Source organism: Cyanobium sp. Candia 9D4, assembly GCF_024346155.1.
Lineage (GTDB): Bacteria > Cyanobacteriota > Cyanobacteriia > PCC-6307 > Cyanobiaceae > Cyanobium > Cyanobium minutissimum.
In genome coordinates this window covers 11,999-26,090 of sequence record NZ_JAGQCK010000007.1, presented here as the reverse complement: position 1 = coordinate 26,090, position 14,092 = coordinate 11,999, and the positions used below count along the sequence as shown (strand labels likewise).

The window sequence follows — 14,092 nt, the reverse complement described above, 5'->3', positions numbered from 1 at the left end:
CTCAGCCGCTCCCCAGGTAGGAGGCCCGCAGGCCCGCATCGGCCAGCAGGGCGGCAGCGCTGCCCTCCAGGGCGATGCTGCCGCCTTCGAGCACCACGCCGCGGTCGGCGATCTCCATGGCGGCGGTGGCGTTCTGCTCCACCAGCAGCATCGACAGCCCGCCGGCGTGCAGCGCCGCCAGGGCCGCCATCACCTCGGCCACCAGCTTCGGAGCCAGGCCCAGGCTCGGCTCATCCAGCAGCAGCAGGCTGGGCCGGCCCATCAGGGCCCGGGCGATCGCCAGCATCTGCTGCTCGCCCCCCGAAAGGTTGCCGGCCAGCTGGCGGCGCCGCTCCGCCAGGCGGGGGAACAGGCCGTAGCAGCGCTCCAGGTCGGCGGCGATGCCGGCCCGATCGCGCCGCAGCCAGGCCCCCAGCTCCAGGTTGGTGGCCACGGTCTGGCGGGCCAGCACCCGGCGGCCCTCCGGGCAATGGCCGATGCCGAGGCGCACCGTGCGGTGGGTGCTCACCCCCGCCAGGTCGGCGCCGCGCCACAGCACCTGGCCGGCCGCGGCGCCCACCAGCCGGGAGATGGCCCGCAGGGTGGTGCTCTTGCCGGCACCGTTGGCCCCCAGCAGGGCCACCAGCTCCCCCTCCCTCACCTGCAGATCGAGGCCCCGCAGGGCGGTGAGGGCGCCGTAGCGCACGGTGAGCCGGCGCAGCTCCAGCAGCGGGGCCGTCATCGGCCGTCTCCGGCGGCATCGCCAGAGCCACCTGCCGATCCGCCGCCCGAGCCACCCAGGTAGGCCTCGATCACCCGCGGGTCGGTGCGCACCTCGGCGGGGCTGCCCAGGGCGATGCGCCTGCCGAAGTTGAGCACCGCCAGCCGATCACAGAGCTGCATCATCAGTGGCACGTGGTGCTCGATGATCAGCACCGTCAGCGCGAACTGCTCGCGGATCGTGCCGATCAGCCGCCGCAGGTCGTCCTTCTCGGCAGGGTTCATGCCGGCGGCGGGTTCATCCAGCAGCAGCAGCTGCGGGGCCGTCGCCAGGGCCCGGGCGATCTCCAGCCGTCGGCGGTCGCCGTAGGGCAGGTCCCCGGCCCGCTGCTCCGCCAGGGCCTCCAGCTCCAGCAGGGTGAGCAGCTCCATCGCCCGATCCTCCAGGCCCCTCCGGTGGCGGCGGAAGCCGCCGCTGGCCAGCAGGGCCCCCAGCAGGGGGGTGCGGGCCGCATGGTGGAGGCCCACCAGCACGTTCTCGCGCACCGAGAGGCTCTCGAACAGGCGCAGGTTCTGGAAGGTGCGGGCGATGCCGAGCCGGTTGAGACCGCTGGCCCCCAGGCCCGTGGTGGGCGCGCCCCGCCACAGGCAGCGGCCGCCGCTGGGGGTGGTGAGGCCGGAGATGACGTTGAACAGGGTGGTCTTGCCGGCGCCGTTGGGGCCGATCAGGCCGAAGATCTCTCCCTCCTCCAGCGCCAGGCTCACCTGATCGAGGGCCAGCAGGCCGCCGAAGCGGCAGCTGACGGCCTCCACCTGCAGCAGGGGCACCGGGGCGGTGCCGTCGGGGCTCTGGTTCATGGGGCCTGGGGAGCCTGGCGGCCCCGGTGGCGGCGACGGCCGAGCAGGGCGGCCAGCCAGCCCAGCCGCTCCGCCGTGACGAGCCCCTGGGGAAAGAACAGCGGACCCAGCAGGATCACCGCCCCGAACAGGATCAGGCGCAGGTCGCCCACGGGCCGCAGCAGCTCCGGCAGGGCGGTGAGCACCAGTCCCCCCAGCACCGGTCCCGGCCACAGGCGGGAACCGCCGAAGACCACGAAGGCCAGGGTGGTGATGCTGGCGTCGAAACTGCCGGCCCGGGCGTTCCAGGAGTTGAAGAAATGGGCCGCCAGCGCGCCGGTGACGCCGGCGAGCACGGCACTGGCCACGAAGGCGATCAGCTTGGTGCGGGGGGTGTCGATGCCGACGCAGGCGGCCGCCAGTTCGTCGTCGCGGATGGCGGCCATGGCCCGCCCCAGCCGCAGGGCCTCCAGCCGATGGCACAGCCAGCAGGCCAGCGCCAGCAGCACCAGGGTGAACAGCACATAGCCCTCGGCGTGGGCGAAGGGCTGGGGGATGCCGAAGATCCCCATGGCCCCGCCGGTGAAGGGCAGGTTGAGGTTGAACACCCGCAGGATCTCCACCAGGGCGATGGTGGCGATGGCCAGGTAGATGCCCCGCAGCCGCAGCACCGGCCCGCCGATCGCCAGGGCGATCAGCCCCGCCAGGGCCCCGCCCAGCGCCATCTCCGCCAGCAGGGCCGGCAGCGGCGAGGTGGCGCCGCTGCCGGCGAAGGCGGGAACGCCGGTGGAGAGCAGGGCGGCCACGTAGCCGCCCACCGCATAGAAGCCCGGGGTGGCCAGGGACAGCTGGCCGCAGCGCAGGGGCAGGTAGACCGAGAGCGCCAGCAGGGCGCCGAGCAGCATCTGTTCGAGCAGGGCGGCGTCCATGGCCCTCACACTTTGGTGGGCAGCGGCCGGCCCAGCAGCCCCCGCGGCCGCAGCAGCAGCACCAGAAAGAGGAAGCCGTAGCTCACCGCATCCTTCCAGCCCGACCAGTCGGCCGGCACGAACGCCTCCGCCAGCCCGACGATCAGCCCGCCCAGCACCGCCCCCGGCACGCTGCCCAGTCCGCCGAGCACCAGCACCGCCAGCCCCTTGAGGCCGTAGCCGATGCCGAAGTAGGGCCCGGCGATGCTGACGCTCAGCCCCACCAGCCCGCCGGCCACCCCGGCCAGGAAGCCGCTGAGGCCGAAGGCCAGCCGCACCATGGCCGTGCTGTCGATGCCCAGCAGCTGGGCGGTTTCGGGGTCCTCGGCCACCGCCTGCAGCCCCTTGCCGTTGCGGCTGCCCTCCAGCCAGAGGGTGAGCAGGGCCAGCAGCAGCACGGCGACGCCCAGCAGCAGGGCCTGGACCGTGCGCACCCGGGCCCCCAGCAGGGGGAAGGAGGCCGGCAGGCCGCCGAGGGCGCCGGTGGGGATGGCGTAGCTTTCCGCCCCCACCAGCAGCTGGATCAGGTTCACCAGGATCACCCCGGCCCCCAGGCTGGTGATCAGGGCCAGCAGCGGGTCGGCCCGGCGGCGGCGCAGGGGGCGGAAGGCCACCCGCTCCACCAGCAGGGCCACCAGGGCCGCCCCCAGGCCCGCCAGGGGCAGGGCACCCCAGAAGGGCAGGGCGACGGGCAGCTGGAAGCCGGCCAGCAGACCGTTGGCCCCCACCGCGCCGCCGATCAGCAGGTAGGTGAAGTAGGCCCCCAGGGTGAACACGGCCCCATGGGCGAAGTTGATCACCCCCAGCACCGAGAACACCAGGGTGTAGCCGAGGGCGAACAGGCCGTAGACCGCCCCCACCGACAGACCGTTGACCAGGATCTGGAGCAGGTCCACCAGGCGCCTACTTCAGCAGGGCGAAGCGTCCGCTGCGCCCGCCCGGATCCATGCGCACCTGGGCCACGAAGAACTGGCTCTGGATCACCTCTCCCTCCGGAGTGAAGCGGATCTCCCCCAGGGGGGTGGCGTAGGTGCCGGCCAGGATCTCCTCCATCAGCGCCTTGCGCGCCGCCGTCAGGGTGGCCCCCTTCAGGGGCTGGCGTTTGTCCAGCCGCACCAAGGCCTCGCCGATCACCTGCAGGGCCGTGTAGGCCTGGGCGGTGAGCTGGGGCGGGATGGCGCCGCCCTTGGCCGCCTGGAAGGCCTTGAGGAAGGCTGTGTTGGCGGGGGTGTCCAGCTCGGGGCTGTAGGCCTGGGCGATCAGCAGCCCGTCGCAGTACTTCTGGCAGATCGGGTAGATGTTGGGGGTGTTCATGCCGTTGCCGGCCACGATCAGGCCCCTGTAACCCAGCTCCCGCAGCTGGCGGATCAGGTTGCCGCCGTCCACCGCCTGGAGCGACAGCACGATCAGGTCGGGCCGCTCCTGCAGGGCGGCGCTGATCTGGTTCTGGAAGTCCTGGTCGTTGAGCTGGGTGCGCTGCACCGTCACCGGATCGAGACCTTTCCCCTTGAGGGCCTTCTGGAAGATGGTGGTCTCGGCGGTGCTGTAGGCGTCGTCCTGGGCGTAGAACACCGCCGCCCGCTTCAGGCCGGGCTGGATCTTCAGGGCCCGCTCGATGGCCAGGGGTGCGATCACCGAGCTCTGGGCCGAGACCCGGCTGATGAAGAAACCGATCTCCGGGATGCCGGTGGCGGTGTTGGAGGGGGCCACCACCGGCACGCCGCGGCGCTGGGCGATCGGGTCGGCGGAGAAGGCCTGCTGGGAGAGGGTGGGGCCGACCAGGGCCAGCACGCCCCGGTTGATCTGCAGGGTGAAGGCCGCGTTGGCCCCCGGTTCGTCGCTGCCGCTGTCCTCCAGCGCCAGCTTCAGGGGGTTGCCGTTGATGCCGCCGGCGCCGTTGCGGTGCTGGAGCGCCAGCTCCAGGCCGATCTTCTGGTCCTGGCCGTAGACGTTGGCGTTGCCCGTCAGGGCGAGCACCGCCCCCACCGGCACACCGCCGGCCACGTCGACGGGCTTGCTGCCGGGGTCAGCGGCGCAGCCCGCCAGCAGGGTCAGGGTCAGCAGCCCGGTGCCGACCCTCAGGAGACGACCGACGCTCACGCCAGCGACAGGAAGAAGTCGCGGAAGGCGTCGATGGTGGCGTCGATGTCGGCGTCGCTGTGGGCCAGGGAGGTGAAGCCGGCCTCGAAGGCGCTCGGTGCCAGGTAGACGCCGCGCTCGAGCATGCCGCGGTGCAGGCGGCCGAAGCGCACCGTGTCGGCCGCCTTGGCCTGCTCGAAGTTGTGCACCGGCCCCTCGCAGAGGAAGAAGCCGAACATGGCGCTGATGCTGCCGCCGCAGAAGGGGATGCCCGCCTCGGCGGCGGCGGCGCGGACGCCGTCGATGAGCCGCTTGGTGATGGTCTCCAGCCGCTCGTAGGTGCCGGGCTGGCTGAGCAGCTGCAGGGTCTTGATGCCGGCGGTCATGGCCAGGGGATTGCCGCTCAGGGTGCCGGCCTGATACATGGGGCCGGCGGGCGCCACCATCGCCATGATGTCGGCCCGGCCGCCGTAGGCCCCCACCGGCAGGCCGCCGCCGATCACCTTGCCCATGGTGGTGAGGTCCGGGGTGACGCCGAAGCGGGCCTGGGCGCCGCCGTAGCTGATGCGGAAGCCGGTCATGACTTCGTCGAACACCAGCAGGGCGCCGTTCTCCTTGGTGAGTTCGCGCAGGCCCTCGAGGAAGCCGGGTTCGGGGGTGATGAAGCCGGCATTGCCCACCACCGGCTCCAGGATCACCCCGGCGATCTCACCGGGGTTGTTGGCGAACAGCTGCTTGACCGACTCCAGGCAGTTGTAGGGGGCGGTGAGGGTGCCGGCCGTGACGGCGCGGGGCACACCGGGGGAGTCGGGCAGGCCGAGGGTGGCCACCCCGGAGCCCGCCTTCACCAGGAACATGTCGGCGTGGCCGTGGTAGCAGCCTTCGAACTTGATCACCTTCTCCCGGCCGGTGAAGGCACGCATCAGCCGCAGCACGGCCATGCAGGCCTCGGTGCCGGAGTTGACGAAGCGCACCATCTCCACCGACGGCACGGCGGCGATGACCAGTTCGGCCAGCTCGTTCTCGAGCACGCAGGGGGCGCCGAAGCTGGTGCCCTTCTCCAGGGCCTGGTGCAGGGCCGCGATCACCTCCGGGTGGCTGTGGCCGCAGATGGCGGGGCCCCAGCTGCCCACGTAATCGATGTAGCGGTTGCCGTCGACGTCCCAGGCGTAGGCGCCCTTGACCCGGTCGAAGACGATCGGCTGGCCGCCCACCGACTTGAAGGCCCGCACCGGGGAACTGACGCCCCCGGGCATCAGGGTCTGGGCGGCGGCGAAGATCTCCTCGGATCGGGTGGTGAGGAGGGAAGGGGCCGAGGCGGGCGCTGAAGGGGTGGCCGAACTCAAGGCGGGATCCGCGGAAGGTGGACGCATTCGTTTCCCATCCTGACCCAGAAGGGTGCCGAGGTGCCGGGCGTCGGTAAGTTCGGAAGCAATGGCACCCCCTGCACCGGCCCACCGGACCCATTCCGTGACGATCGACTGGGCCGCGATGGAGCGTCGGCTGCGCGCCATCCTGCCGCCGAAAGGCGTGGTGGCGGCGCCCCAGGAGCTGCTGGCCTACGACTGCGACGGCCTCACCCTGCACAGGGCCCAGCCCCCGCTGGTGGTGCTGCCCGAGACCACCGAGCAGGTGGCCGCCATCCTGCGGCTGTGCCACCGCCACGGGGTGCCTTTCCTGGCCCGCGGCAGCGGCACCGGCCTCTCGGGCGGCGCCCTGGCGGAGAACGGAGCCCTGGTGATCGCCACCAGTCGCATGCGCTCGATCCTGGATGTCGATCTGGCCAACCGGCGCATCACCGTCCAGCCGGGGGTGATCAACGGCTGGGTCACCCGGGCGGTGGCCGGCGACGGCTTCTACTACGCCCCGGATCCCTCCAGCCAGGTGGTCTGCAGCATCGGCGGCAACGTGGCCGAGAACTCCGGCGGCGTGCACTGCCTCAAGTACGGCGTCACCAGCAACCACGTGCTGGAGATGGAGGTGGTGCTCCCCGACGGCACGGTCACCACCCTGGGCAGCGGTCTGGCCGAGACCCCCGAGCTGGATCTGCGCGGGGTGTTCATCGGCAGCGAAGGCACCCTCGGCATCGCCACCGCCATCACCCTGCGGCTGCTGCGGGCGCCCCAGAGCGTGGCGGTGCTGCTGGCCGATTTCACCGCCATGGAGGCCGCCGGTGAGGCGGTGCGGCTGGTCACCGCCGCCGGGGTGCTGCCGGCCGGGATGGAGATCATGGACAACTTCACCATCAACGCCGTCGACGACCTGTTCGGCCGGGACGAATACCCCCGCGATGCGGCCGCCGTGCTCCTGATCGAACTGGACGGCCAGGAACGGGAGGTGGCCGCCGCCGTGGAGATCGCCGGGGATCTCTGCCGACGGGCCGGTGCCCGCACGATCCGGCGGGCCTCCAGCGAGGCCGACCGGGCCCTGCTGTGGAAGGGGCGCAAGTCCGCCTTCGCCGCCGTCGGCCGCATCACCCCCACCTACTACGTGCAGGACGGCGTCGTTCCCCGCAGCGCCCTGCCTTCGGTGCTGGCGGCGATCGAGGAGCTCAGCAGCCGCTACGACCTGCCGGTGGCCAACGTGTTCCATGCCGGGGACGGCAATCTCCACCCCCTGATCCTGTATCGGGCCGATGAACCCGGCGTGACCGACCGGGTGCAGGAGCTGGGGGCCGACATCCTGCGCCTCTGCATCGAGGCGGGCGGCAGCATCACCGGCGAGCACGGGGTGGGCAGCGACAAGCGCTGCTACCTCGACTGGATGTTCGCCCCCGACGACCTGGCCACCATGCGCCTGGTGCGGGAGGCCTTCGACCCGGCGGGCCTGGCCAATCCCGGCAAGATCTTCCCCACCCCGCGCAGCTGCGGGGAATCGGCCCGTCGCCAGGCGTCGACGCTCACCGTGCGCCTTGACGCCCTCAGCGGTGGTGCCGTCCAGCCGCCCAGCCGGGAGCCCCTGGACGTCTTCTGAGCCCGGCCGATGGGTCTGAGCCCGGCCGATGGCACGGATCTACGTTGGGGACACCGTCTCCCCTGGCGCTCCATGCTGAACCGCCCGCTGGCCCGTCCGGGTATCGCCGCAGGTGCCGTGATGGGTGTTGTCGTCGGTGTCACGGCCGGTCTCTCCGGAGGTCTGCTGACCCCGGCCCCCGTCCTTGCCCAGTCCCCGGTCGTCAACCTGGTGGCCAAGAAGGTGATCGATCGCTACCAGAAATCCAGCTGCGACCAGCTCTGGGCCGCCCGCAGCGAGCGGCGTGGGTCCCAGGAGCAGCGCGTGCTCGACATGCTCAACGACGATCCCCAGCTGCGTCAGGGCTTCATCGACCAGGTGGCGGGGCCGGTGATGAACAAGCTGTTCGCCTGCGGGATGCTCCCCTGACCGCCGGCCTCAGCCCCCCCCACTGAGCCACCAGCGCCCCAGGCCCACCGCGGTGGCGGCGCCGATCACCGGCAGGGCCCCGAGCCCCCGGCTCAGCAGCACCACGGCCACCAGCAGCACCAGCACGGCGCCGCCGTCGGGGGCGCCGCCCGGGGCCAGGGCCGGGCCGGTCAGGTAGAGCGCCAGGCTCACGATCACCCCGACCACGGCGGCGGTGATGGCGGTGAGGGGTGCGCCGACGCGCAGGTCCTCGCGGCTTGCCTCCACCAGGGGGCCGCCGGCCAGGATGAACAGGAAGGAGGGGAGGAAGGTGAACCACACCACCACCAGGGCGGCCGCCACGCCGGCCGCCAGGGTGCCGCTGCCGTTCCAGCCCCCCATGAAGCCCACGAAGGCCACCACCATGATCAGCGGCCCCGGGGTGGTCTCGCCGAGGGCCAGGCCGTCCACCATCTGGGCGGCGTCCAGCCAGCCGTAGGTCTCCACCGCCCCCTGGGCCACGTAGGGGAGAACGGCATAGGCGCCGCCGAAGCTGACCAGGGCCACCTTGAAGAAGAACCGGGCCATGGTGGCGAGCTGGCCGTCCCAGCCCCCCGCCAGCGTCAGCAGGGCCAGGGGCAGGGCGAGGGCCGCGCCGCCCCCGAGCAGGGTGAGGCCGAGGCCGGGCCAGCGGAAGCGGGCGTGGGCGGGGGTGGGGGTGTCATCGCCGTGCAGGGCGGCCTCCGGGGTTGGGGCAGCCCCGGAGGCGGCGGAGGTGCGTGGCGCGGGGCCCCGGAACAGGGCCGGCCGCAGCCGACCGCCGATCCAGCCCACCAGGGCCGTGGCGATGATCAGGGCCGGGTAGGGCACCCGGCCCACGGCCAGGGCCAGGCAGGCCGCCGCCGCGATCAGCGCCAGGGCGGGGTTGTGCAGCGTGCGCCGCCCCAGCCGCCAGGCCGCCTGGAGCACGATTCCGAGCACCGCCGGTTTGAGCGCCCAGAACACCGCCGCCAGCAAAGGCAGCTGGCTCCAGATGGCGTAGATCGCGGAGAGGCTCAGCAGCACCACCACCGAGGGCAGCAGGAACAGGCCACCGGCGACCAGGGCACCCCCCAGGCCGTGCATCAGCCAGCCCAGGTAGGTGGCCAGCTGGGTGGCCTCGGGACCCGGCAGCAGCATGCAGTAGTTGAGCGCATGCAGGAAGCGACGCTCCGACAGCCAGCGCCGGCGCTCCACCAGTTCGGCATGCAGCAGCGCGATCTGGCCGGCCGGCCCGCCGAAACTGACCAGCCCCAGCCGCAGCCAGAAACGGGCGGCCGTGGTGAGGCTGAACGGATCCTTCAGCACCGATCGGCACCGCGAAGGGTCACAACCTAGTCAGTGGGACGTGCCCGTCCGCCACCGCGGGGATGTGTTCCCACTTACATCGGGTCCATCGATGGGGACGCAGGATGAACGCAAAAGACTGGCCATGACAGGGAGCCAAGCTCCAGACCCCAGCTCCACTTCCACCTCCACCCTCAGTGCCGGCGCAGGGGCATCGGCAAGGACATCCCAGAAGCCGCCGGCAGGAGTCGTCCGCGAGGACTCCTTCTTCAGTCCGTGGCCGAACTGGCGTGCCTGGATGGTGATTCTGGCGGGTGTGATTGTCGGCCATGTGATCGGTTTCTCCCCCCAGTTGTTCGTTCTCATCGCGGCGTTCTGTCTGCTTTGTGGCTGGCTTTTCGAGCGATGATCCGGCCCCACATCCTGCTGTGGTTCGAGTGACGTTCCCCTCGATCGATTTTCGGTAGGACGATGGTGTCGCTCCCCATCGTTCGTGTCACGATCGTTCTTCCCACACGGTTCCCCTGAGGCGTCCGCCGTCCATCCCGAGAGCCTCCCTCCGGTGCCCAACAACTTCGGCCCGACCCTGCTGCTGGCGCTTGGCATGCTGACGGCCCCGGTCCTGATCGGGGTGCCACTCCTGGTCCTGGGCCTGGCCCTGCTGCGCTCGGCCGATGGAACCCCGGCGCTGCCGACTCTCTCCCGCGCCCTGGCCCGCCGGCGTCAGGCCAGCGCCTGTCGCAGGATCGGTGCGAGCTGATTCTGTTCCGCCAGGAAGCCGTCGTGGCCGTGGTGGCTGTCGATCGAGGTGAAGCGGACGGGCCCGGCGATCGCCCGGGCCAGCTCGCGCTGGCTGTGGGGTGGGAAGAGCCGGTCGGAGCTCACCGAGGCCACGGACGCGGGGACGCTGATCCGGGCCAGGGCCGCGGCCACCCCGCCCCGCCCGCGGCCCACGTCATGGCCGGCCATGGCCTGGGTGAGGACGATGTAGCTGTTGGCGTCGAAGCGCTCCAGGAACCCGCTCCCGTCGTCGAGGCCCCCGTAGGTGAGCCGGGCGATGGCCCGAGCCCGGGCCAGCCCCGTCCGGGGTCCGCCGCCGGGATGGTCGTAGTAGTCGCCGCCCAGGAAGGCCGGGTCCTGCTGGATGGCGTCGATCTGGCGGCGGTGGACATCGTTGGTCCGGGCGGAGCAGCGGGCTGTCGTGGCCAGCAGGACCAGCCGCTCCAGCCGCCCGGGATGGGCGATCGCCCATTCCATGGCGCGCATGCCGCCCATGGAGCCCCCGATCACCGCCTGCCAGCGCCGGATCTTGAGCCTGCCGCTGAAGGCCACCTCCGCCGCCACCTGGTCGCGGATCGTGAGCGAGGGGAAACGGCTTCCCCACGGCCTGCCGTCGGGGGCCGGGCTGCCGGGGCCGGTGCTGCCCTGGCAGCCCCCCAGCACGTTCGGGCAGACCACGAAGAACCGGTCGGTGTCGATCGCCCGGCCCGGGCCGATCAGCCCATCCCACCAGCCTCGGGTGGGGTGGCCTGGGCCCGCCGGGCCGGCAGCGTGGCTGTCGCCGCTGAATCCATGCAGGAGCAGCACGCCGTTGCTGCGCGCAGCATCGGGCTGCCCCCAGCTCTCATGGGCGATCGTGATCGGCCCCAGGGTCTCCCCGGATTCCAGCCGCAACGGCTGCTCGCGGAACAGCTCGACGGCTTGCCGATGGCCGCGGCGAGGGTGCGTGCGGGTGATCGTCAAGGTCAGGCCTCCTGCGGCGAGGCCGGGCGGAGGAGGCGGGCCGGCCGCAGCCACGGGATCCCCCGGAACCCCTGGAGCCACCCCTTGCCTTGCCGTCCGGCCACGGGCAGATCCTGGTGGTGCCAGGCCTCGAAACCGCCGGCGAGATGGCGGAGGCGGCGGGCATGGCCCTGGGCCTGGAGATGGTCGATCGTCGTGGCCGAATGCCGGGTGCTCTCGCCCACCAGGATCAGGTCCCCATCGGGGAGCTCGCCGCTGATGAGCCAGCCGCTGGCAATGTTGTGACTCCCTGGGACATGGCTGCGGCGATAGCGGCGCCTGGAGCGAAGATCGATGATCAGGGCCGGTGCTTCCTGAGCGTTCGGCCCTGCGCTCGCCAGCAGACGCAGGAGTTGCCGGGGGGAGAGGAGATCGCCGGGAAGGCCCGTGGCTCCTGGTGTCTCAAAGGCGGTGGCCATGGGGATCCTTGCTGCGGTGCCCCAATCTTCAGCCCTGAAGGTCTTAACTACGGTAATCCGGGCAACAAACCGATGAAAATGGCTGTTCTGCCGGAGTTCCGCACCCATTCCATCCAGGAAGGCCCTTCCCGGGAGCCGCCCATGAAAAAGGATCCTGCTGTTCGGCAGGATCCCTGAAGTCCCTTACTCGCACTCCTTCGGAGCACTCCGACATGGTGCTCTTCTCCTGTCTCTTCAGTCGTGGTTGTGAACACATGGCCGAAGGCCTGAACGCACAGGCTGTTCCCCTGATGCAGGTCATGCTGCAGGCGAAAAGGACTCTGCCTCCGTTCCGTATGGGCTATCACCACGACCACGATGGCCTCCGGGACCGTCAGGACTCCCTCTGCGATCGGGAGTTCCTCACCCGTGCCGAGCGCCAGGATCTTCAGCCCCTGGAGGTGCGCCGCCTGCTCTGGGAAGGAGCCACCCTGGTGCAGCGAAAGCATCCCCTCGGCGAGGCCCTCCAGGGTGCCGTCCAGCTGGAGGCGGAGATGGAGCCGGACCGGATCCGCGCCCTGCTGCCCGATCTGGCCTGGCCCCTGATCTGCATCGGACGGGGCAGTGGGGGCCCGATCCAGGCGTCAGCCGTTCAGCTGGCGGAGGAGATGCTCGACCTGGGGTACCGCCATGTCTTCTGCCTGGCTTAGCCGATGGGCTCGACGGGCACCCCAGGGGGCTGGTGCCGCACCACCTCTCCCCCCACCAGCAGGACGGCCTCGCCGGCCTGAAGCGGCAGCCATGCCTCATCCCTGGTCAGCGGTTCGGTGCTGACGATCGTCACGACGTCGTCGACGCCGGCCAGTTCGGAGAAGTCGACGCTGAGGTCGTCATCGGCCAGGGTGGCCCGGCCGAACGGGGCCCGGCGGGTGATGCGGTGCAGGCGGGTGCTGGCGTGGGCGAACAGCCAGCTGCCGTTGCTGATCAGACAGTTGAAGGTGCCCTGCTGCTCCAGCTGCCGGGAGCAAAGCACCAGCGTGTCGAAGATGCTGTCCAGGTCCGCCGGATCGGCACCGGCGGCGTTCAGTTGCTCCAGGATCCAGCAGAAGGCCACTTCGCTGTCGGTGGACCCCTCCGGAACGAACAGCCGGGTCGGCGGCAGCGGCCCCAGCAGGTTGCCGTTGTGGGCGAACACCCATTCCCGCCCTTGCCAGCGCCGGTGGAAGGGGTGGCAGTTCTCCAGGGCCACCACCCCCTGGGTCGCCTTGCGGATGTGGGCGATTGAGCAGTGGGAGCGCAGATCCAGGCTCGCCACCCGGGCGGCGATCGGCGAGAAGGCGGCCGGGGCGTCCTCCCGGTAGAGATGCACCCCGCGGCCATCGGGATCGAAGCTGGCCACCCCCCAGCCGTCCCCGTGGCAGCCAGTGGCTCCCCCCCGGCGGGTGAGGCCATGGAAGGAGAAGCGCATGTCGGTGGGGGTGTTGGCGCTGAGGGCCAGCAGTTCACACATCACCCGAGGTCCACCGAGGCCTCCATTCTCCCCACCGGGGGAGGCCCGGATCAGCGGGAGCTGCTGAACAGCTGGTCCCAGACCCCGTCCTTGCCGAAGAAGGTGTCGTTGATCTGCTTCCAGCCGCCGAAGTCGCCGGCCGAGAATAGCTGCTTCACCGGCGCGAAGCGGCCCTTCACCCGGCTCCAGACCCCCGGGTTGACCGGACGGAAGCCCTCTTCGGCGAAGATCTCCTGGGCCGGCTCGCTCTGGAGATAGGTGGCCAGGGCCTCGGCGGCCTTGCGGGTGCCCTTGCGATCCACGTTGCGGTCGACAACAGTCACCGGGCCCTCGATGCGGATGTTGACCTCGGGAACGATGAAGGGGGCTTTGAGGTCACCGCTGCGCTTGGCGAGGATTGCCTCGTTCTCGTAGTTCAGCAGCACGTCGCCCTGGCCGCGTTTGAGGAAGACGTCACTGGCCTCGCGGGCGTCCTTGGGCAGGTTCTCCACGTTGCGGTAGACCGAACTGACGTAGGCCTTGGCCTGGGCCTCGCTTCCGCCGGTCTGGCTGATCGAGCCCCACAGCCCCAGGAAGTTCCAGCGGGCACCACCGGAGGTCTTGGGATTGGCCGTCACCACGGTGACGTCGGGCTTGGCCAGGTCGGCCCAGGTCCGGACCCCTTTGGGGTTGCCGTCACGGGTGATGAAGGCCACCACCGAATGGGTGATGATCGCGCCGCCGGGCAGATCCTTTTCCCAGCCCGGCTGCACCAGGCCCGCTTCCTGGAGCTTGAGCACGTCACCGGCCAGGGCGAGGGTGGCCACGTCGGCATCGAGCCCGTCGATGATCGCCCGGGTCTGGGAGCCGGAGCCGCCGTAGCTCGTCTTGACATTGATGGCCTGGCCGGTTCTGGCCTTCCAGTCGGCTTCGAACTTGGGCAGGATCCGGTCGTAGGCCCCCTTGGTCACGGCGTAGCTCACCAGCAGCAGCTCCTGGGGAGCGCCGCCGGCACCGGCACCGGCACCGCCGCTGGCGCCGCCCTCGGGCCGGGGGCTGCAGCCGGTCAGGGCCAGACCCCCCAGCAGGAGGCCGGTGATGGCGAGGGGGGCGGCGGAACGGGCGAAGGGGGAAACCACGGTTTTCTGATCGAC

Annotated in this window: 15 protein-coding genes; 4 read left to right on the top strand and 11 right to left on the bottom strand. The window is 71.2% G+C overall.

All coding sequences use genetic code 11. From position 1 onward, the window contains the following. Position 1 precedes the first annotated feature (1 nt). The 6 genes from KBZ08_RS13040 to hemL are packed head-to-tail and all read right to left on the bottom strand — an operon-like array spanning position 2 to position 5,956. Positions 2–721, bottom strand: coding sequence for an ABC transporter ATP-binding protein (locus KBZ08_RS13040; RefSeq protein WP_254973510.1), 720 nt, complete (start codon positions 719–721; stop codon positions 2–4). Next, on the bottom strand, positions 718–1,557 hold the full coding sequence (locus KBZ08_RS13035) for an ABC transporter ATP-binding protein (RefSeq protein ID WP_106222501.1): 840 nt from the start codon (positions 1,555–1,557) through the stop codon (positions 718–720). Before KBZ08_RS13035 ends, KBZ08_RS13040 begins: the two co-directional genes overlap by 4 nt. Further along, positions 1,554–2,465, bottom strand: coding sequence for a branched-chain amino acid ABC transporter permease (locus tag KBZ08_RS13030; RefSeq protein WP_254973507.1), 912 nt, complete (start codon positions 2,463–2,465; stop codon positions 1,554–1,556). Before KBZ08_RS13030 ends, KBZ08_RS13035 begins: the two co-directional genes overlap by 4 nt. Positions 2,466–2,470: 5 nt before the next feature. Next, a complete protein-coding gene (locus KBZ08_RS13025; RefSeq protein WP_254973505.1) occupies positions 2,471–3,400 on the bottom strand; it encodes a branched-chain amino acid ABC transporter permease in 930 nt (309 codons plus the stop codon). Positions 3,401–3,407: 7 nt separating this feature from the next. After that, a complete protein-coding gene (locus KBZ08_RS13020; RefSeq protein ID WP_254973503.1) occupies positions 3,408–4,604 on the bottom strand; it encodes an ABC transporter substrate-binding protein in 1,197 nt (398 codons plus the stop codon). Beyond that, the gene (gene hemL / locus KBZ08_RS13015; RefSeq protein ID WP_254973502.1) at positions 4,601–5,956 is read right to left on the bottom strand and encodes a glutamate-1-semialdehyde 2,1-aminomutase; all 1,356 of its coding nucleotides are present in this window, start codon (positions 5,954–5,956) and stop codon (positions 4,601–4,603) included. The genes KBZ08_RS13020 and hemL overlap by 4 nt, the downstream gene beginning before the upstream one ends. A gap of 61 nt (positions 5,957–6,017) precedes the next feature. Between hemL and KBZ08_RS13010 the strand changes: the two genes are divergently transcribed. Both KBZ08_RS13010 and KBZ08_RS13005 read left to right on the top strand, forming a co-directional pair. Continuing rightward, positions 6,018–7,556 (top strand): FAD-linked oxidase C-terminal domain-containing protein, encoded by a 1,539-nt coding sequence (locus KBZ08_RS13010; protein ID WP_261359336.1) that lies wholly within the window; start codon positions 6,018–6,020, stop codon positions 7,554–7,556. A gap of 72 nt (positions 7,557–7,628) precedes the next feature. Beyond that, the gene (locus KBZ08_RS13005) at positions 7,629–7,964 is read left to right on the top strand and encodes a hypothetical protein (RefSeq protein WP_254973499.1); all 336 of its coding nucleotides are present in this window, start codon (positions 7,629–7,631) and stop codon (positions 7,962–7,964) included. Between the two features lie 9 nt (positions 7,965–7,973). Here the strand turns inward: KBZ08_RS13005 and chrA are convergent, their stop codons facing one another. Then, positions 7,974–9,287, bottom strand: a complete 1,314-nt coding sequence (chrA, locus tag KBZ08_RS13000) for a chromate efflux transporter (protein ID WP_261359340.1) — start codon at positions 9,285–9,287, stop codon at positions 7,974–7,976. Positions 9,288–9,831: 544 nt separating this feature from the next. Here chrA and KBZ08_RS12995 point away from each other — a divergent pair. Continuing rightward, positions 9,832–10,029, top strand: a complete 198-nt coding sequence (locus KBZ08_RS12995; protein ID WP_106222519.1) for a hypothetical protein — start codon at positions 9,832–9,834, stop codon at positions 10,027–10,029. Here the strand turns inward: KBZ08_RS12995 and KBZ08_RS12990 are convergent. Both KBZ08_RS12990 and KBZ08_RS12985 read right to left on the bottom strand, forming a co-directional pair. Further along, complete coding sequence (locus KBZ08_RS12990) at positions 9,993–11,012, bottom strand: alpha/beta fold hydrolase family protein (RefSeq protein ID WP_254973493.1); 1,020 nt, start codon at positions 11,010–11,012, stop codon at positions 9,993–9,995. The two genes, KBZ08_RS12995 and KBZ08_RS12990, sit on opposite strands and share 37 nt — an antisense overlap. A gap of 2 nt (positions 11,013–11,014) precedes the next feature. Continuing rightward, positions 11,015–11,470 (bottom strand): rhodanese-like domain-containing protein, encoded by a 456-nt coding sequence (locus KBZ08_RS12985; RefSeq protein ID WP_254973492.1) that lies wholly within the window; start codon positions 11,468–11,470, stop codon positions 11,015–11,017. 290 nt (positions 11,471–11,760) lie between these two features. Between KBZ08_RS12985 and KBZ08_RS12980 the strand changes: the two genes are divergently transcribed. Further along, positions 11,761–12,159: a hypothetical protein gene (locus tag KBZ08_RS12980; RefSeq protein WP_254973491.1), complete on the top strand. Its 399-nt coding sequence runs from the start codon at positions 11,761–11,763 to the stop codon at positions 12,157–12,159. Here the strand turns inward: KBZ08_RS12980 and KBZ08_RS12975 are convergent. Continuing rightward, a complete protein-coding gene (locus tag KBZ08_RS12975) occupies positions 12,156–12,959 on the bottom strand; it encodes a class II glutamine amidotransferase (RefSeq protein WP_254973490.1) in 804 nt (267 codons plus the stop codon). The two genes, KBZ08_RS12980 and KBZ08_RS12975, sit on opposite strands and share 4 nt — an antisense overlap. A 50-nt stretch (positions 12,960–13,009) precedes the next feature. Next, entirely contained in the window at positions 13,010–14,077 is a 1,068-nt protein-coding gene (locus KBZ08_RS12970; protein WP_254973488.1) for a sulfate ABC transporter substrate-binding protein, read from the bottom strand. Positions 14,078–14,092 lie beyond the last annotated feature (15 nt).

Bases quoted from the DNA above. Each gene is read 5' to 3' on its own strand.
- KBZ08_RS13040 (WP_254973510.1), bottom strand. From the start codon at position 721: ATGACGGCCCCGCTGCTGGAGCTGCGCCGGCTCACCGTGCGCTACGGC.
- KBZ08_RS13035 (WP_106222501.1), bottom strand. From the start codon at position 1,557: ATGAACCAGAGCCCCGACGGCACCGCCCCGGTGCCCCTGCTGCAGGTG.
- KBZ08_RS13030 (WP_254973507.1), bottom strand. From the start codon at position 2,465: ATGGACGCCGCCCTGCTCGAACAGATGCTGCTCGGCGCCCTGCTGGCG.
- hemL (WP_254973502.1), bottom strand. From the start codon at position 5,956: ATGCGTCCACCTTCCGCGGATCCCGCCTTGAGTTCGGCCACCCCTTCA.
- KBZ08_RS13010 (WP_261359336.1), top strand. From the start codon at position 6,018: ATGGCACCCCCTGCACCGGCCCACCGGACCCATTCCGTGACGATCGAC.
- KBZ08_RS13005 (WP_254973499.1), top strand. From the start codon at position 7,629: ATGCTGAACCGCCCGCTGGCCCGTCCGGGTATCGCCGCAGGTGCCGTG.
- KBZ08_RS12985 (WP_254973492.1), bottom strand. From the start codon at position 11,470: ATGGCCACCGCCTTTGAGACACCAGGAGCCACGGGCCTTCCCGGCGAT.
- KBZ08_RS12980 (WP_254973491.1), top strand. From the start codon at position 11,761: ATGCAGGTCATGCTGCAGGCGAAAAGGACTCTGCCTCCGTTCCGTATG.
- KBZ08_RS12975 (WP_254973490.1), bottom strand. From the start codon at position 12,959: ATGTGTGAACTGCTGGCCCTCAGCGCCAACACCCCCACCGACATGCGC.